This window comes from Sessilibacter sp. MAH3, from assembly GCF_054658275.1.
Window position 1 is genome coordinate 37781 of record NZ_BAAGIE010000008.1, and the last position, 16985, is coordinate 54765.

The window sequence follows — 16985 nt, forward strand, 5'->3', positions numbered from 1 at the left end:
TCGATAATTATCGAGCCACGATCACAATTTCTTTTGCATTAGGTGCCGACATTTTGAGCTCGTCCGATGCAATTTTTTCAACTCTCGCGTATGCAGCCCAGGTGCTCTTTTCTAAGAGATATCGCCCCCACTGCAACTGCAACTCCGACGATTTGGACTGTTCTTGCGCCAAGATATTGGTATTCATGCGCGTTATGTGGGTTGAATAAATCACCCCAAACGCCGAAGCCAATACAGCCAACCAAAGTAAACACACCAACGTAACCATCCAAGCACCGGGCTTAACAGTGTCTAACTTTGGATTAGGTTTAATCGGTGTATCCATCTCAAATTCCGTTACCGAAACACTTTTATCGAGTTACTGATTACTTCCGTCGAGTAAATTTCACTCACCTGACCTGCTGTATGACAGGTTTAAAAGAAAGCGGATTTACTTTAATTTTTCTGCAACTCTCATAATCGCGCTGCGTGAGCGAATGTTTTCATTCAACTCTTGCTCACTGGCTTTTTGCGCTTTACTAATTGATCTCAAGCGCTTGTTTAGTTGCTCATCTCTAATGGGTAAGCCTCTAGGTAATTGCTCGCCTTTCTCTTGTTTGCGAATAAACTGTTTAACAATCCGGTCTTCTAGAGAATGGAAGCTGATCACCACCAAACGGCCACCAACCGCTAATACTTCCAAGGCTTCATTTAACGCGGCCTCTAGATCACCCAATTCGTTATTGACATGAATACGAATCGCCTGAAACACACGAGTTGCTGGATTCTTACCCTTTTCCCAAGCCGGATTCGCCGCAGCAACTACCTCGGCAAGATCTGCGGTTCGAGTAAATGGTGTTTCTAATCTGCGCTGGGCAATCGCTCGGGCAATTCGCTTAGCAAAACGCTCTTCACCGTAGGTTTTAAACACCCAGACCATATCTTGCTCAGAAGCAGAGTTAACCCAGTCACTGGCACTCATTCCTGAGGTGGTGTTCATTCGCATATCCAGAGGGCCATCGTGAGTAAAGCTAAAACCTCGTTCAGCCTGGTCTAGTTGCGGCGAAGACACACCCAAATCGAGTAAAACACCCTGCACTTCACCAACTTTTGAACGCTCTGCAAGCAACGGTTGCATTTCGGCAAAAGAGGCATGTGCTATTTCAAACCGTTTATCTTCAGAAAACTTTCGAGCGTCGGTTATTGCTTGCGGATCTTTATCAATGGCAAGTAAGTGACCTTGCGAATTGAGTCTTGATAGAATTTGTTCGGAGTGGCCACCTCTACCGTAGGTGCCATCGACGTAATAACCATCATCGGTAATAACCAATGCCTCTACGGCTTCTTTAAGAAGCACCGAATAGTGTTCTTGAGACATATAAGATTTACCTAGAAACTCAACGACATCATTTCTTCGGGCATAGCGTCGTCACTTTCAGAGTCCAATCGCTCAAAGAATTGCTCTTCACCCCACAACTCAAGATTCTTACCTTGACCAATCAACATAACTTTTTTTTCCAAGCCCGCGTAATCTCGTAATGTCGGTGGAATCAAGATCCGACCACCTTCATCCAACTCGAACTCACTGGCATAACCAATCATCAATAACTTAGCCTTACGAGCCGTCTTATTGAATGTTGGTAGAGCTTCGATCTTCGGTAAGATTTCATCCCATTGAGGTTTTGGGTACATCAGCAAACATCGATCTTGGGTATGCGCTGTTAGCACAATGTTACCGGCACAAACGTCATTCAATAACTCACGCGTGCGGGTAGGAATAGCCACCCGGCCTTTCGCGTCCATATTGATGAGTTGGTTGCCGAGGAACATTTACCACCGAGAGAGTCGCTAACTCCACAAAAATACACTATTCACCACTTTTTCCCACTAATGCACACTATAAGTGGCATCTACTTAAAGTCAAGTTGGGTAGAATTGTTTAGCGCGTTGATTGCATTGGAAAAATTCAAATTTGAGGAGTAAACGACATAACAGGAAAATTTTAAATAAATTAGGGGTCCATTAGCTTGTTCTATTTTTCTTTAAAAACAATAAGTTAGAACCATCATTAAAATTTGGGATTAAGAAGAAAAAAATTATTAAAGAATTTTTGCGATAATTTCGCAAAAATGTAAACAAGAGTAAAAGTGAATACACACTTTCACTAATATGCTGATAAAAAAAGCAACAAATTTAATTTGATTAAAAATCAATCTAAAAGTTTGTATGTACTAACTTACAGTTGAATCGCAGCCAGCAAAGGAAGCGCTCTCGATCATTCAGTGCGGAGATTAAAAGAGCGTAATTTAACCAAATTTTGGTATTAGAACGCCGATTAAAAACGCTCATTTTGGTGTTTTTATATCGACAGTTAGAAAAAATCAGAGCCTTTTTTATAACAAAAACAAATCAGTTTTTAAAAAATCGTCTAGGAAAGGAATCAAAACCGATCAAAAATACGCCAAGAAAGGCTCCGAGAACAACGCGCAAGATAGAGATTATATAAGGAGGGTAAATACTAAGATAAAAACTAAGGTTTTATACAGTGTGGAAGATAGCGCGATAGATCCTGGGTAATGATTTGGGTATCTTCGCGAACCGAAATTCCCGCAGCCTGATCATTTATCAACCACGAACCAATCAGTGTGTAATTGCCGTCAAATTGAGGGAGGGGTTCGTAAGCCTGAAAAATATAGCCTTCGTCCCCGTAAGGGCCATCTGATTGAAAGGTAACCTTCCCATCATTAACGATGCTCACGTTAGCACCTTCGCGAGCAAAAATCGGCTTCTTAACAAAATGCCTCAGTCCCGCATCGATCGCCGCTTGCTCCGAAAAAAAACAAGGCAGTAGATTCGGGTGACGGGGAAACATCTCCCACAATAATGGAAGTAGTGCTTTGTTAGATACGAGCGCCTTCCAGGCTGGTTCTAGCCAACGAACACCTGCCTCATCAAGATGCTCGGCAAAATCTTCCCTGAGCATAAACTCCCAAGGATACAATTTAAACAACACATCAATGACTTGATCAGAAGAGTCCGTAAAAACCGACCGTTGCTCAGACTCTAGATAGCCCAAGCCAATATCCTCTACATAAACAAACTCGCTATCTAAACCAGCTTCTCTAGCACAGTCCTCTAGGTATTGAACGGTTCCGCGATCTTCATCGGTGTCTTTACAGCAGGAAAAATGAAACAGATTCTGTTGATAGTGCTGCGATAAAAATCGGAAACGATCGATTAGCTTTTCCTGAATAGAATTGAATTGATCGCTTTGATTGGACAACTCAGCAGAACGAATCTTATCCTCTAGCCATAACCATTGCCAAAAGCCTGATTCGTATAAGCTTGTCGGTGTATCGGCGTTGTTTTCGAAGAGTTTGGCCGGTGAGCTGCCGTTGTATGCGAGATCGAGCCGAGAATATAAGCTCGGTTCTTTTTGCTTCCAGGAATTTCGAACCAAATCCCACTGATCGCGTGGAATTTGAAATAAAGCCATAAGCTCTTCGCTGTCAACGACTCGATCGACAACCTGCAAACACATCTGGTGAATCTCCTCGGTGGGAGATTCGATATCGCGCTCAATCTGCTCTAGGGAGAACTCGTAATACGCCGTCTCGTCCCAGTAGGCTTGGCCATACATGGTGTGGAATTTAAATCCAAACTCTAATGCCAAGCCTTGCCAGTCATTTCGCTCCCGCGTCTTAATTCGACGCACAATTAACCGCCCCAACCGCCTTTAGATGAACCCCAACCACTTTTCGACGAGCTACTACTCCAATTCGACTTGGCGGCAACAGTCGATCCAAAACCACCGCGAGCGATTGTCTTAGTAACCTTAGGTTTTGGTTTAAACGCAGAATCATCTACCCGGATTGATCCGTACCGACTCGGGCCATACACGTAGCCATCAACAGAAGACCATTGGCCGTAAAATGGAGAGTGCCTTGAGTAAGAGGTATAAAGTGGCGCGGTTTGATAGCGTCTACGATCGGTAATGTCGTCGATAACATTCGCTAAAATAAAGCCTGCCATGGCTGGAACAAACCAACTCTGCCCACTTGGCGCTTGGTAAGGAACACAGTTTCGCTCACCAAACTCGTAGGTGCAGGACTCAAGCGTGGAGTATTTGGGGCCGGATTCACTGGCTTTACCAAGAGCTTCGTTATACGCGGCTTGGCAGGTTTCAGCTTGTTCGGGATTTTGACTGATGCAGTCGGAGGCATCGCTGTATACAACCCCTTTTTCACCGCCATCTGAACAGGCAACTAAGGTCGCTGCCGCAACAGACACAACAATTGGTTTTAAGTGCGTAGTAAGTATTGAGCCAATAGTAGATTGGTCGAGCTTGCGCATTCGCTGCAAATTAATTGAACGAGTTCTCTTCATGATTCACGCTCCAATTAATAGGTCATGCAGGCCGCGTTTAATAAACCTACGGCGATAGATGTACCGCCTAGCATAATACCCGCTGAGATTTCATTATCATTAATACGTTGAACGAGTTTGGGCATAAACACAAAGCGTACAATTACAAAAGCTATTAACTGCGCAATTAATGCAACAACCGCCCAAATAGTGTAATCAATGATCGATACAGAATTACTTGCGGCACTGGCTAACGCTAAACAAAACCCAATAATTGCTCCTGAGAAACCCACAGCGGCGGCAATGTTTTTTTCTTCTTTAACAAGCTTCCATTCGTCGTGAGGGGTAAACCAAGCGTAAATTGCTTTAAATAAGAAGAGAAATACCAAAGAGATCGCAAAATAAAGGGCAAAATTACCCAGACCGAGTAGAGAGTTTTGCAAAGCTTCCATACACTTATCCCGAATTCATTCTAAAAATAATTTTTAATCATCAATCAAACTAAATTTTGAGGTGACTCTAATTTATTGAGAATAATTAACCCAGAGCACCCGGCGATGTAAAAATACGCCACCAATTCTGGCAATGATACGTCATTGAGATGGTATTGAAATTATATTTTCATTTCTTACCACTGAATGAATCAAAAGAGAATCAACCAGTAATTTTTTGAAACAGCCTTAGAAACCCCGCCCAATATAAAACGGGACTATTCAATAAACACTGTGTTTTAAGATGCATTTTAAAATAATTATTCTGTAAAAAATGGTGCGCTACCCAATAATATCAATATCCGAAACCATTAAATCAAAGCCAGTGCTTTTTACTACGCAGCGATCGTAATTGTTATCAATGATTTTTTCTTCGGCAGAAATCATTGCATATTCAACCAACCCATCTTCAATAACGCGCTCGTACAGCATAACAAACTGATCAGTTTCAGAGGTTTTGTCCTTTTCCATGTAGGTTGTTTCTGTCATGGCCACCGGCGGAGATTCTGACCCGGTACTAGTCCACAAGCGAGAAAATTGCTCACCTTCTAAACTGAAAGATTCTTGGCTAACGCCCGATTTCAATAACTGATCCCAATCGCGTTGACTCCCGATACCCTGAGTATCGTAAAAATACCAAAGTTGAACATTGGTAATATTTTCTTCGGACTCGCCACCGGAAAGGACAACCTGTAAAAATCCATCATCGTCGGTGTAAAAACGCAAAATAACAGAATCGTCATCCATCACGGCGCGGCCAACTGCTTGAATAAACTGAGTTCTGGCAACACCTTCTACGGTTAACTTTGGTTCTATTAAACGCATTCTTAGTTCATCTAAATTAAATGCGCCGCCCAATCGTAAACCCATAATTTCAGGAACCGAGCTTTGGGCGGGCTTTTCTTTAGATTTTCCAAACAGTTTACTGAACATTTATACCGCTCCAATCAATAAATTGAATACGCTCATCTGCGATGTAATAAATCACATACCCAGGTTTGACTTGTTCATTGAGTTTTGGGTTTAAAGAAATTTGCCAGTTAGACGGATCGGCAATAGCAATGAGCGTTGCATCAAAAGATCGTTTTAAATACAAAAATAAGTCTTCAACACTTAATTCTCGTTCAAAATTAAAGCGTAACGAATATTGAGTCATGCCTTTATCGACATTCAATAATTCATGATGCAAAAAGCTAGAACCGGGATCAACCGCAGCTTTGGCCATCATTTCGACGGCAACAGAGGGGAGGCACTCCACATTAGGACAGTGCTTATTGAGCAACAACCCTAAAGACTCTTCTGAAAAATACGCGATGGAATGTGCGGTGGGATTTTTGCTGTGGCAATACAGTGCCGTGGTAAGAGTAATATCATCGTCTGGATTATCGATAATTATGGTAGCAGCCTTATCGATGGAGGCTCTCTCCATATCCGAATCACTGGTAAAGCTTTCAGCTCGAACAAATCCAATATCGTTTGGTAGTGGATTTTCAATATCGACTCGTACACAAAGAACAATATTCTTAGGTTTGTCTTGGTGTTCCATTTCACGCAGCAACAATCGCAGCAACTGCAACGTGCGAGCTCCATTCCAGCCAATTACGACAATATGATCTTGATAATGCAAAGTTTTTAATCCTTTTACGCCACGATGCCACTGAAAAGAAATAAACGCCGCAATACGTCCAACCGCCAAACCAAAGAGACTAAGTCCAACGGGAATAACAAACAGCGATACTGCATAACGCCCGGCAACAGTTGTTGGTGAAAAATCACCGTAACCTACGGTCGATGCAGTAACCATCATCCAGTAAAAAAAAACACTAAGCTCGGTGATAGCTGCCTCACCGCTTAGTCGTAATAGTACCCAGCTTATAAAAAAATAAGCCGCGATGACCAACACAAAAGTTTGCCAGCGCAGCTCTAGAAAATGCCGGATTAACAATTTTCGTAAATAGTTAAACACGTGCATTTGTTATTTTGCCAAAATCCTCGCGAGTTCATCGCTAGCAGACTTGTTGCCACCATTAATGCCGGCTTCGCGTAAACGTTTTTCGAGTGCATCGCCCGATTCTGCTTCCGCAAGCTCGCCGGCAGCTTCAAGCTGAGCTTGACGCTCTTTTTGACGATCTTGAATTCGACTCAGCGATTCTGCTGCGGTTTTCATCTTGCTGTTTGCGCCCATATGGCGTGAAGACACAGCCGTTTGTGCTTTTTGAACAGACTCAGTGGCTTTTACCATATCCACTTGTTGTTCCATTTTACGAAGATTATTCTTCGCTTTTTCAATATTAGCTCTAAGTGCTTTTTCAGACTGATTGAATTGATCAACAAATTGTTGCTCGTTCTCAAGCTGGCCACTTAAATCAACCACACGTTGTGCGCAATCTAACGCTAATTGCTGGTCACCTTTTTCGTTGGCTGTAATGGCATGAGATTCATACTCAGACACAGATTGTTTTAGGCTTGCGACCTTTTGCTCAGCCAATTTACGTTTGGCCATAATTTGAGTCAGTGCAGTATCTGATCGGCGCAGCTCTTCTTTTGCCTCACGAATTTCTTGATCTAGAATACGCAATGCTTGACTATCAGCAACAGTCTCAGCAACTTCGTTCACACCGCCTTTCACTGCGGTCACTAATTTTCTCCAAACACTCATATGAACACCTCATTTTTCTCACGACAGCTAATGTCGTGGAATCAAAATTTATTGCAAATAATTTTCGTAAGCGTCTAAAAAACCTTCAATATTATCGAAAAGTGTTTCCACTTCGATTTTGATGCTTTCTTTATCGGATTGAGAAGAAAGCGCTCCGAAGGCGACGTAATATTCCTGCCCATCTATGGTCGAAATTGCTATCGTTGTCAGAGGGAAAACTTGATGCGTTTTTAGGATTTCATCATTCAGTCCAGCCACATCTTTGACCTGACTTTTAGCAAATAAAATAGATTCAACCACTATTTGCTCACCACTTACGGCGAGGAAGGCATCAATGCCATCAGCATTGGTAATGCACAGAACTCCGTTCTCTGTGTGCACTGCCCAATGATCGTTCTCCTTTAACATTTCCTCTACTTGTGTGAGATTACAACCCATACCAAGCTCTCTCCTAAGTTAATTAATTTATTTTGGCACGGTTTTACTAGCTAGCGTGCACATCATATAACATTTAAAATGTCTGTAAAATGTTTTTTTGTAAAAAATGGTTTACACATGAATACTATTAGCAACGATGCAAAACCCAATGTTCAATGGCGCGAGTTGGTTAGCCGACTCATAAAAGCCGAAATGAGCAAGAAAAAGCTCAAATACGATGACCTAAGTGAACTGCTCGCTAAACACGGTACCGTGCAAACAGCGGCCAATCTTCGAAATAAGATTAATCGAGGAATTTTGGGCGCCGACCTATTATTACAACTGCTTTTTGTCATGAATGTTGAGCAGGTCTCTCAAAGTTTACTCGCCGAGCTGCTAAACGCCATTCAAAAAGAACATCTTTAATCAGCGAATATCGCATTAAATTAACAAATAGTAGTTCAAATAAATGCTAACTATTGTGCGAGTTTTGTTATTAATATTTATTTAAATCCAAGAGACAACTTCGATTTAGATTTGTAGAAATAAGTTCTATTCGAAGATAAAAGCTTATTATTAGAAAATACTTAAGCGGTTCTTAACGCTCAAAGATATCAATGTGCGAAAAGTGCTCAATAGAGAAAAGAAATTTGGCGAGAAATAAAATTGAAGTCGGCCTGTAAGCCGGGTTCTGTCGTGGACAGTCATTCATCTGGGATGCTCGTCACCGAACACCTCTAGCAACCTACCCGCCTTCAGTACGGGTCGCACCATAGAAGGCCTATTTGGTCTTGCTCCGAGCGGGGTTTACCGTGCCACAAGCTGTTACCAGTTGCGCGGTGCGCTCTTACCGCACCCTTTCACCCTTACCGGTTATCAAAGATAACTTAGGCGGTCTACTCTCTGTTGCACTGGCCGTAGGTTTTCACCCCCCAGGCGTTACCTGGCGCTCTACCCTTTGGAGCCCGGACTTTCCTCCCCAGTAAACTGGAGCGACTGTCCAGCCGACTTCGCGCGTAGGTTACTTTTTTATAGATCGCGAAGCAAGCCGAATGCATACCAAGCTTATTATAAGATTGGACTAATCTTTTTGAGACAAGCCCCAGTCATAGAGCTTATTTTTTTTGATACCACTGTATTCACTCACAATCGAAGCTGCTTGTTTAAGTGGTAATGATTGAATGAGTAATAGGAGCAGTTTTTGCGCATCAGGATCAATTTCGGTAGCGTCAAATACGGCTCCAGAAACCATCACCACAATTTCGCCTCGTTGCTGATTTGAATCACTGCTCACAGTGGTAATAACTTCATCCAACGAGCCGGAAAGAAATGTCTCAAAGGTCTTAGACAGCTCTCTGGCTACAACGACTTGCCGCTCACCACCAAACACCGTTGCCATGTCTTGTAAGCTTGAAAGAATTCTGTGTGGAGCTTCGTAAAAAACCAAGGTCGCGGTCACTTTGCTCAGATCAGACAATATTTTTGAGCGCGCCACAGTTTTAGCGGGTAGAAAGCCTTCAAAGTGAAAACGATCTGTAGCGAGGCCAGATGCCGAAAGTGCAGCAATTAATGCACAAGCTCCCGGAATGGGCGTTACCGATAGACCTTCTTGGCGAGCACGTTGCACCAATCGATATCCAGGGTCAGATATCAATGGCGTTCCAGCATCAGAAATAAGCGCAATATTTAACCCAGATTTGAGTTTATCAATGAGCTTTTCGGTAGAATTGTTGTCACTGAAGTCGTGATAGGCAGTCATCGTTGTACTGATTTGGAAGTGTTCTAGCAACTTAATACTGTGACGTGTATCTTCTGCGGCAATTAAATCGACTCGACTCAAAACGTCTAGAGCTCTCGGAGCCATATCTGCGAGGTTACCGATTGGGGTGGCGACAATGTACAATTGCCCCCAATTTGTATTAGAAGTCATAAATTTCCTGAAATCAGGGCAAGATAATTCATGCGTTCAAAGCCATCATCATTCAACAACGAAGCTAAAACAGAAGAATTTATTGCAGGTTCGTTCAATAATTTGCGAGCAAGTATACGGGTCCCGACTCAGACACTCAAAATATCTCTGTTAGCGGTGAGCTTATGCGGAGTACTTGTTGGTTGTGGCGGTAACGAAAAACCACAAAATCAAAGCTTGAACCCGTCACAAAACACCAGCGAATCCATTCAATCGCTGCTCGATAAAGCTCAGTTTGCCGAGCAACAAGGTGCCCAAGATCAAGCTCAAGCCTTTAAACTTGCTGCTGCTAAGGCTCTTTACAATCAACTCAACATTGATGCGTCTTTCCGTCTTTATGATGAGATTCGTCCTGAGTTTTTAGATGAGAATAATTTTGTTGATTACTCAATCAGTTATGGCGAACTGGCCCTCAACAAGGGCGAATACTTTATTGCAAATCGCCTGTTCAACAGCAACAGACTCAATCTTTTAATAACAACACTTGAGCCAGATCTGGAATTAAAGCTGCGCCAACACCGAGCGCTACTTTACGCATTGCTGGATGAATCAATAAAAGCCATTCATGAACACTTGGCAATTACTCCGCTATTAACAACGCCGGAACAAGAACAGGAAAACAGCGAGAAACTGTGGGCGGTGCTGACCGCATTACCGGAATCATCTTTGGTTGAGCTAAGTACAAGTGAATCATCAAGTTTGTTAAAAGGCTGGTATGCCTTAGCGGCTATCTCGAAAAATAACGACTTATCTCTTGATCAACAATTACAGCAGGTTAATGGTTGGAGGCTGCAATGGCGAGATCACCCAGCCAACCGAAGTCTTCCTCAAGACCTACAACTCTTACAGCAATTGGTGGTAACTCAACCCAAACAAGTCGCTTTACTTTTGCCGTTATCCGGACGTTACGCCAGTGCCGCCAGTGCAATTCGAGATGGTTTTTTGGCGACTTATTTTGATTCATTGAACAAATCTGATTCGGCTATTCAAATTAAGATTTATGACACTGAAGGCGCGAATATCAACACCGTTTATGATCAGGCGGTAGCCGAGGGCGCAGGGGCGATTATTGGCCCGCTGCAAAAAGAAAGTCTTGAAGAGTTGAATTTACGACCTGTTTTACCGGTTCCAACATTGGCCCTTAACTATCTCAATGACCAACAACTACTTACCGAAAATCTATTCCAATTCGGCTTATCGGCTGAAGACGAAGGTTATCAGATTGCAGAACGAGCCTGGCTAGACGGAAAGCGTCGAGTCATGATTCTTGCCTCTAATCGCGATTGGGGACAACGTGCCGCGGAAGCTTTCAAGGCTCATTGGCTAGAGTTAGGCGGTGAAGTCGCTGCCGATACTCAGTTTGCGGAACAACAGCAGTTCTCAAACATCATCGAAACGTCTCTATTGGTCGATCGCAGCAAGCAACGAATGAAAGACTTGAGACGAGTTATTGGTAAAAATATCGAATTCGAACCTCGCTCGCGCGATGATATCGATATGATCTTCATGGTTGCCAACAATCGTGACGCCAAACAGCTAAAACCCACACTGGCATTCCACTACGCAGGTGATGTACCCGTCTACGCTACAAGTCATCTTTACAACGGTTTTGACAGCGCAGGGGCAAATGGTGACCTAAACGGAATACGCTTTATCTCTTTACCCTGGTACTTCGGTTACGATCCTGAATTAAAAGACCAGTTAGAACGGAATCTAAAAACACCCGAGTCGCTACAGAGCTTGCATGCTTTGGGTGTTGATGCGTTTAGGTTGTATCCGAGATTAAAACAGCTCGAAACCATTGACAGCACCAAGCTCTACGGAGCAACCGGCAGCTTGCAATTGGACAACATGGGAAAAATGAAACGGGTACAAACTTGGGCGACGATTATCAACGGCCAAGCAAAAGTGCTACCCAGCGTCGCCAATGGTCTTGTCTTAGGTTCGCGTTAGTCAATCTTTGGAGAGTTTGATGAATTTTGATTTTTTTACACGAAAAAATCAAAACACCAAGAAAAAGGCGAATGCAGTCGATCCTGATGCAATTAATGTAACCGATGGTAAAAGCGCCGAACAATTTGCAGAAGCCTATTTAATCCAAAATGGATTAAAATACCTGGCGCGAAATTACGCGTGTCGCGGCGGAGAAATCGATTTAATTTTAGAGAAATCTAATTGTTTGCTCTTTGTTGAGGTGAAATTTCGCAGCCGTAGTGACTACGGATATGCTCAAGAGATGGTATCACTCAGCAAACAAAAGAAAATTATAAGAGCCGCCCAATATTTTTTAATTGAACACCCAAAATACAAAAATTACGACTGTCGATTTGATGTTATCGCGCTGCAAAAAACAGCGGCAAAAATTGAAGTAAATTGGATTAAAAACGCCTTTTTACTGGAATAAAAATTAAACATCACGACTGCTTTTTAAAAAAAGTAGTTATGTGTAACTAATCGCCAGCAATACACCTTAGAGATTACAGGATTTTTTTTCGTTTTATGGTAGATCAAGAACTCAATCAAGACTTGGAAGAAAGGGTTATTACGCTCTTTCATCGCAGTCTTGAAGCCAAAATGGAGTCCGGAGAAATACTCGCACCGGCTTTAGTCGATGCCAGCCATCTCGTTGTCGATGCGCTGTTAAACGAAAGAAAAATACTGATTGCTGGTAACGGAATTTCTGCGGCTAATGGTCAAGTGCTCTCCGCCTGTTTAATGAATCGCTTCGAGCGAGAGCGTCCGGGTTTTGCTGCCTACACACTCGCAACTAACCCGGTGGCGATAACCGCATTTGCCAGCGATAAAAGTTTTAACGATATATTCGCCAAGCAAGTACTTGCACTGGGTCAAGATGGCGATGTTCTGGTGCTTTTTACCACCAGCGGTAATCCCAGTAACTTAATTCAAGCTGTCGCTGCTGCTCATGACCGTAATATGTCTGTAGTGGCCTTTACCGGTCGAGATGGAGGTAACATTCCTTCGCTACTTTATGACAACGATATGGAAATTCGCGTGCCTGTTGATTCGCGAGCAAGAATTCACGAAGTGCACTTACTGTGTACTTTCTGTCTCTGTGACCTAATTGATAACCAACTGTTTGGACCATTAGAAACATGACGTTAGCTTTTCAAAACCTTCTCAGACTTACATGGTTTTTTGTTTTATTGTCGTTAATCACTGGCTGTACAGCACTTGTTGATGCAACCACAAAAGAGCCCATCGATCCCGATCCAACCAAACGAACCTTGGGAACCTATATTGATGATGAGCAACTAGAAACCATTGCTCGAGTAAACCTTAGAAAAACCAGTGACAAACTTAAAGCTTCCAACATTCAGATTACTGTATACAACGGCGTGGCATTGCTGACCGGACAAGTACCTGATCAAGCTATTCGCGCCCAAGCTGCCAGAGTAGTTTCTAGTATTAATCGTATTCGCCAAGTTCATAATGAGCTAGAAATTCGTAGCAATGCAACTTTCTGGATGAATAGAAACGATCAATGGATAGGAACAAAAGTTAAGGCCAAGCTGATCCAAGACAAAGACATCGACAGCTCAAGAGTAAAATATCGAGTTGAAAATGGTTCGGTATTTTTAATGGGATTATTAAGCCACGCCCAAGCAGAGAAAGTTACCACTGCCGTTGCCGGTATCAGCGGTGTAATAAAGGTTGTTCGGGTTTTCGAGTACGTCGAATAATTGGAACTAACATAAAGTAGCAATAACAAAAAGGCAGTTATTAAACTGCCTTTTTGTTAGCTCGAAAACCGCCATAAAAAAATGGTGGTTGAATAACGAATTAGCGCTCTAGAGCAATTGCAATACCTTCGCCGCCACCAATACATAGAGCTGCGATACCGGTTTTCTTGTCGTAGGCCTCCATAGCGCCAAGCAAAGTAACCATAACGCGCGCACCAGATGCACCAAGCGGATGACCTAGAGCACAAGCACCACCATGAACGTTGACCTTAGCATGATCTAAATCGAACTCACGCATTGCCGCCATGGTAACCACTGCAAAAGCTTCGTTAACTTCGTATAAATCGACATCGCTAGCAGCCCACTGGGTTTCATCAAGTACTTTACGAATAGCGCCAACAGGTGCAGTTGTAAACCACTCTGGCTCGTGAGCATGTTCAGCTTGAGCTTTGACACGGGCAAGAATTTTCAAACCACGACGATTGGCTTCTTCTTCGCTCATTAAAACCAAGGCGGCTGCGCCATCAGAAATTGAGCTAGCATTAGCGGCTGTAACTGTGCCGTCTTTCTTAAACACAGGTTTTAACGTTGGAATTTTTTCGGGACGAGCCTTGCTAGGTTGTTCATCCGTATCAACGACAACTTCGCCCTTGCGAGTCTGAATGGTAACAGCTGCGATTTCACGCTTGAACTTACCTTCGGTAATTGCTTTGTTTGCTCTTGCCAAAGATTCAATCGCGTAAGCATCTTGCTCTTCACGAGAAAACTCGTACTTACCAGCGCAGTTTTCTGCGTAAGCACCCATCAACGCACCACTGTAAGCATCTTGTAAACCATCGGTGTACATATGGTCGAGAAGCTCGCCGTGACCTAATCGATAACCTTGTCGCGCTTTGGTCAACATATGCGGGGCACGAGTCATACTCTCCATACCACCAGCAACAACGACTTTTGCTCGTCCTACTTGGATGATATCGCAAGCCATTTGTACGGTTTTCATACCTGAGCCGCAGAGCTTGTTAATGGTAGAAACTGGCACTGAGTTGGGAATTCCAGCACCCAATGATGCTTGACGCGCTGGAGCTTGCCCTAGCCCAGCAGGTAAAACACAACCCATATAAACTTGATCAACATCACTGCCTTCAATACCAGCATCGGCTAGAGCACCTTTAATCGCAGTGGAACCTAACTCAGTTGCTGATACTTCACTCAAATCACCTTGCAAGCCGCCCATTGGGGTACGTGCAAAGCCAACAATTACCACTGATGTACTCATATCATCCTCCGAAAAACTAACTTGTTGTTGTTATTGTCTAGTTAAAACGTGTCATTTTGGGTTATCTGAAAAAATTCCGAAATGCCTTGAGTATTAAATACCAAAGCAAAACTGTAGATTTGATTTAAACAATATACAGATCATTTATTAAACGAGAAATTTAGAATGCTTCTGAATAGATCGTTTTACACTCTAATCACTTGAAAAATCAGCGCCTAAATGCCAGTTTTTCAAGTCGGTTAATTGTTAAAAGCTTAAATAAAACATTCAACCAAATGAATCAGTTTCTAAGCCACATTAGAAATAAACAATCTATTTTTAATTAATATTAGACATTAATAACAATAATGAAGCGAAATCGAATCAGTTATTTTGTCAGCAGAGAATTTATTTCGTTTCATCAAACCTTAAGAATTGGCGAGGATTAAGCTGGAAAATAAAATTTCAGATTTGAAAACCAGCCAATTCAATGAAAAGAGCGGATTTATTGACTATTGAAAATGAGGCTTTCATCTTGAAGAGATCACCGCGCAAATCCTTTTACGCGGAGTGTAGAGCTTAAATGGAGGTTAAATAAACTGTGCTTTAGGAGGTGATACCCAAATTATATTCCATCTATATAAACAGGATGCACGGCAACAGTCCACAAAATCACCGACCCCACGCGCACCATCACAGCTAGAACCAGTGCTATTGTGACCACTGAAGTTGCGTACATAAATGCGCGTTCTTTAGAGATATTCATTAAAATCGGAATACCTTCGTAAATTAGATAAATCGCATAAGCTCCAGCGATTCCTACAACCGCAGCATTTAGGTAAATATCAGGATATAAATGCACAACACTCGCTAAAAATACTGGAGTGCTAACATAAACAGCCAATGCTGTACCTTCGTAATGACGCTGTTCGTCACCATCACGGACACCATAGGTTTTAGACATCCAATTGATGAACTCACCCAGCATGTAAACACCAATAATGAGTGCAAAATACGTGATTAAACACAGGCTCGCAGCACTCATAGGTGTGAGCTTAGTGACGCCGCCTGCACCGAACGACCAACCGACTTGTGTAACGCCGATATACGCAGATACGGCAGGAATTAACGCTAAAAAAGGAACGTGACTGATAAAGACCTGCAAGAAGGAATGTTTTTCTTTTCTAATTTCCTGCCATTCTTTGTCAGGGTGAATCATTATTCCAAGTGTATGCTCCAAGATGGCCATAAGCCCCTCCAATTGTCGAAAGCATTTTATGGTTTACAACTAACTCAGTATTAGCGAGGAATGACTCTCCCTCCAATAAGTTCTTCTCATTAAAATTTTCGTTTTAAGTCAGACCAAGTCTAATTTTTGACTATTCAGACAAAAAAATAAAAATATGAAGAGCTTATTCGACAGAATAGAAATAAGTGCTGATCTTCGTAATCTCGAAAAACCGAACAAAATTCGCTACGCTCGAACAAATGTTCGCAACATCTTTGCCTAAACTGATTTAGATTCGAACGAATAACACATAACGAGACCAAGTTAACACTTTAGTCAAGAATTACGTTTTTTCTGGAAAATATAATGATTTTAACGACAGGAGTAGCCAACTCACTAATAACACGTGAGCTGGCCCAAATAACATGAATAGCTTTATTTTATGACACGCAGAGTCGGGCGTGATGATTCTTGCCCTGATTTGGAACTCTCGTTTTTAGGTGCCGGTGCAACCTGAATTTTCGGTTTGGACGGTTTAGGTGGCTCTGGGGGAGATTCTGGCTCAAACATCATCCCACGACCATTTTCTCGCGCATAAATACCTAATACCGAAAAACTCGGCACATGGATATCCATGGGCACACCACCAAATTTTGCATTAAAAACAATGGCTTCAATACCTAAATTTAGGGACAACACTGCGTTAGGAGAAATGTTTAAGGTAATTTGGCCATCTTTATTTACATATTGCTGAGGAACACTAACTTCAGGTGCGTAAGCATCGACAACGATATACGGAGTACATTTGTTATCAACTATCCAATCATAAATGGCCTTGATCAGATATGGTTTGTTGGAGGTCATCGACATATCTATACCCGGTGCGAATGCTTTTGACGTGCTAGCTCTTAAACCGCTATT

The 16985-nt window shown here is 42.4% G+C and carries 19 protein-coding genes and 1 other RNA gene; 5 read left to right on the forward strand and 15 right to left on the reverse strand.

The annotated features are described in order from the left end of the window. Positions 1–7: 7 nt before the first annotated feature. From ftsL to ACYQ2C_RS06690, 10 genes are all read right to left on the reverse strand, one after another. Positions 8–325 carry a cell division protein FtsL gene (gene ftsL / locus ACYQ2C_RS06645; RefSeq protein ID WP_460051221.1) on the reverse strand — a complete coding sequence of 106 codons (318 nt, stop codon included), beginning with the start codon at positions 323–325 and terminating at the stop codon, positions 8–10. A gap of 105 nt (positions 326–430) precedes the next feature. Then, the gene (gene rsmH / locus ACYQ2C_RS06650; protein WP_460101082.1) at positions 431–1357 is read right to left on the reverse strand and encodes a 16S rRNA (cytosine(1402)-N(4))-methyltransferase RsmH; all 927 of its coding nucleotides are present in this window, start codon (positions 1355–1357) and stop codon (positions 431–433) included. An 11-nt stretch (positions 1358–1368) separates the two neighbouring features. Beyond that, the gene (gene mraZ, locus ACYQ2C_RS06655) at positions 1369–1809 is read right to left on the reverse strand and encodes a division/cell wall cluster transcriptional repressor MraZ (protein ID WP_460051225.1); all 441 of its coding nucleotides are present in this window, start codon (positions 1807–1809) and stop codon (positions 1369–1371) included. Positions 1810–2509: 700 nt separating this feature from the next. Beyond that, positions 2510–3694, reverse strand: coding sequence for a glutathionylspermidine synthase family protein (locus tag ACYQ2C_RS06660; protein ID WP_460051227.1), 1185 nt, complete (start codon positions 3692–3694; stop codon positions 2510–2512). Positions 3695–3696: 2 nt separating this feature from the next. Beyond that, the gene (locus tag ACYQ2C_RS06665) at positions 3697–4365 is read right to left on the reverse strand and encodes a DUF1190 domain-containing protein (RefSeq protein ID WP_460051229.1); all 669 of its coding nucleotides are present in this window, start codon (positions 4363–4365) and stop codon (positions 3697–3699) included. 14 nt (positions 4366–4379) lie between these two features. Then, entirely contained in the window at positions 4380–4796 is a 417-nt protein-coding gene (locus ACYQ2C_RS06670) for a DUF350 domain-containing protein (protein ID WP_460051231.1), read from the reverse strand. A gap of 321 nt (positions 4797–5117) precedes the next feature. After that, entirely contained in the window at positions 5118–5768 is a 651-nt protein-coding gene (locus ACYQ2C_RS06675; RefSeq protein ID WP_460101077.1) for a YjfK family protein, read from the reverse strand. Beyond that, positions 5758–6807, reverse strand: a complete 1050-nt coding sequence (locus tag ACYQ2C_RS06680) for a potassium channel family protein (protein ID WP_460101075.1) — start codon at positions 6805–6807, stop codon at positions 5758–5760. Before ACYQ2C_RS06680 ends, ACYQ2C_RS06675 begins: the two co-directional genes overlap by 11 nt. 3 nt (positions 6808–6810) lie before the next feature. Continuing rightward, the gene (locus tag ACYQ2C_RS06685) at positions 6811–7494 is read right to left on the reverse strand and encodes a PspA/IM30 family protein (protein WP_460051237.1); all 684 of its coding nucleotides are present in this window, start codon (positions 7492–7494) and stop codon (positions 6811–6813) included. Between the two features lie 48 nt (positions 7495–7542). Further along, positions 7543–7932 carry a DUF2170 family protein gene (locus ACYQ2C_RS06690; protein ID WP_460051239.1) on the reverse strand — a complete coding sequence of 130 codons (390 nt, stop codon included), beginning with the start codon at positions 7930–7932 and terminating at the stop codon, positions 7543–7545. Between the two features lie 117 nt (positions 7933–8049). On the opposite strand from ACYQ2C_RS06690, the gene ACYQ2C_RS06695 reads away from it, so the two are divergent. Then, a complete protein-coding gene (locus tag ACYQ2C_RS06695; RefSeq protein ID WP_460051241.1) occupies positions 8050–8337 on the forward strand; it encodes a DUF6471 domain-containing protein in 288 nt (95 codons plus the stop codon). 238 nt (positions 8338–8575) lie between these two features. Here the strand turns inward: ACYQ2C_RS06695 and rnpB are convergent. Further along, positions 8576–8923: RNase P RNA component class A (rnpB, locus tag ACYQ2C_RS06700), an RNA gene on the reverse strand. A gap of 69 nt (positions 8924–8992) precedes the next feature. Beyond that, the gene (rsmI, locus tag ACYQ2C_RS06705; protein ID WP_460101071.1) at positions 8993–9841 is read right to left on the reverse strand and encodes a 16S rRNA (cytidine(1402)-2'-O)-methyltransferase; all 849 of its coding nucleotides are present in this window, start codon (positions 9839–9841) and stop codon (positions 8993–8995) included. 30 nt (positions 9842–9871) lie between these two features. Here rsmI and ACYQ2C_RS06710 point away from each other — a divergent pair, with 30 nt between their 5' ends. The 4 genes from ACYQ2C_RS06710 (at position 9872) to ACYQ2C_RS06725 (ending at position 13581) form a co-directional block, all read left to right on the forward strand. Next, positions 9872–11833, forward strand: coding sequence for a penicillin-binding protein activator (locus tag ACYQ2C_RS06710; protein ID WP_460101068.1), 1962 nt, complete (start codon positions 9872–9874; stop codon positions 11831–11833). A 19-nt stretch (positions 11834–11852) separates the two neighbouring features. Then, the gene (locus tag ACYQ2C_RS06715; protein WP_460051247.1) at positions 11853–12284 is read left to right on the forward strand and encodes a YraN family protein; all 432 of its coding nucleotides are present in this window, start codon (positions 11853–11855) and stop codon (positions 12282–12284) included. A gap of 95 nt (positions 12285–12379) precedes the next feature. Beyond that, positions 12380–12997 carry an SIS domain-containing protein gene (locus tag ACYQ2C_RS06720; RefSeq protein WP_460051249.1) on the forward strand — a complete coding sequence of 206 codons (618 nt, stop codon included), beginning with the start codon at positions 12380–12382 and terminating at the stop codon, positions 12995–12997. Next, a complete protein-coding gene (locus ACYQ2C_RS06725; RefSeq protein WP_460051251.1) occupies positions 12994–13581 on the forward strand; it encodes a BON domain-containing protein in 588 nt (195 codons plus the stop codon). Before ACYQ2C_RS06720 ends, ACYQ2C_RS06725 begins: the two co-directional genes overlap by 4 nt. A gap of 100 nt (positions 13582–13681) precedes the next feature. On the opposite strand, the gene ACYQ2C_RS06730 is transcribed toward ACYQ2C_RS06725, so the two are convergent. From ACYQ2C_RS06730 to ACYQ2C_RS06740, 3 genes are all read right to left on the reverse strand, one after another. Continuing rightward, positions 13682–14857 (reverse strand): thiolase family protein, encoded by a 1176-nt coding sequence (locus tag ACYQ2C_RS06730; protein WP_460051253.1) that lies wholly within the window; start codon positions 14855–14857, stop codon positions 13682–13684. A gap of 604 nt (positions 14858–15461) precedes the next feature. Continuing rightward, complete coding sequence (locus tag ACYQ2C_RS06735; protein ID WP_460051255.1) at positions 15462–16085, reverse strand: Yip1 family protein; 624 nt, start codon at positions 16083–16085, stop codon at positions 15462–15464. A 414-nt stretch (positions 16086–16499) separates the two neighbouring features. Further along, positions 16500–16934 (reverse strand): ClpXP protease specificity-enhancing factor, encoded by a 435-nt coding sequence (locus ACYQ2C_RS06740; protein ID WP_460051257.1) that lies wholly within the window; start codon positions 16932–16934, stop codon positions 16500–16502. Between the last annotated feature and the right edge of the window lie 51 nt (positions 16935–16985).

Coding starts and splice junctions, on each gene's coding strand:
- mraZ (WP_460051225.1), bottom strand. CDS start 1,809: ATGTTCCTCGGCAACCAACTCATCAATATGGACGCGAAAGGCCGGGTG.
- ACYQ2C_RS06695 (WP_460051241.1), top strand. CDS start 8,050: ATGAATACTATTAGCAACGATGCAAAACCCAATGTTCAATGGCGCGAG.
- ACYQ2C_RS06725 (WP_460051251.1), top strand. CDS start 12,994: ATGACGTTAGCTTTTCAAAACCTTCTCAGACTTACATGGTTTTTTGTT.
- ACYQ2C_RS06715 (WP_460051247.1), top strand. CDS start 11,853: ATGAATTTTGATTTTTTTACACGAAAAAATCAAAACACCAAGAAAAAG.
- ACYQ2C_RS06665 (WP_460051229.1), bottom strand. CDS start 4,365: ATGAAGAGAACTCGTTCAATTAATTTGCAGCGAATGCGCAAGCTCGAC.
- ACYQ2C_RS06690 (WP_460051239.1), bottom strand. CDS start 7,932: ATGGGTTGTAATCTCACACAAGTAGAGGAAATGTTAAAGGAGAACGAT.
- ACYQ2C_RS06675 (WP_460101077.1), bottom strand. CDS start 5,768: ATGTTCAGTAAACTGTTTGGAAAATCTAAAGAAAAGCCCGCCCAAAGC.
- rsmH (WP_460101082.1), bottom strand. CDS start 1,357: ATGTCTCAAGAACACTATTCGGTGCTTCTTAAAGAAGCCGTAGAGGCA.
- rsmI (WP_460101071.1), bottom strand. CDS start 9,841: ATGACTTCTAATACAAATTGGGGGCAATTGTACATTGTCGCCACCCCA.
- ACYQ2C_RS06680 (WP_460101075.1), bottom strand. CDS start 6,807: ATGCACGTGTTTAACTATTTACGAAAATTGTTAATCCGGCATTTTCTA.
- ACYQ2C_RS06720 (WP_460051249.1), top strand. CDS start 12,380: ATGGTAGATCAAGAACTCAATCAAGACTTGGAAGAAAGGGTTATTACG.
- ACYQ2C_RS06710 (WP_460101068.1), top strand. CDS start 9,872: ATGCGTTCAAAGCCATCATCATTCAACAACGAAGCTAAAACAGAAGAA.
- ACYQ2C_RS06670 (WP_460051231.1), bottom strand. CDS start 4,796: ATGGAAGCTTTGCAAAACTCTCTACTCGGTCTGGGTAATTTTGCCCTT.
- ACYQ2C_RS06735 (WP_460051255.1), bottom strand. CDS start 16,085: ATGGCCATCTTGGAGCATACACTTGGAATAATGATTCACCCTGACAAA.
- ACYQ2C_RS06740 (WP_460051257.1), bottom strand. CDS start 16,934: ATGTCGATGACCTCCAACAAACCATATCTGATCAAGGCCATTTATGAT.
- ftsL (WP_460051221.1), bottom strand. CDS start 325: ATGGATACACCGATTAAACCTAATCCAAAGTTAGACACTGTTAAGCCC.
- ACYQ2C_RS06685 (WP_460051237.1), bottom strand. CDS start 7,494: ATGAGTGTTTGGAGAAAATTAGTGACCGCAGTGAAAGGCGGTGTGAAC.
- ACYQ2C_RS06730 (WP_460051253.1), bottom strand. CDS start 14,857: ATGAGTACATCAGTGGTAATTGTTGGCTTTGCACGTACCCCAATGGGC.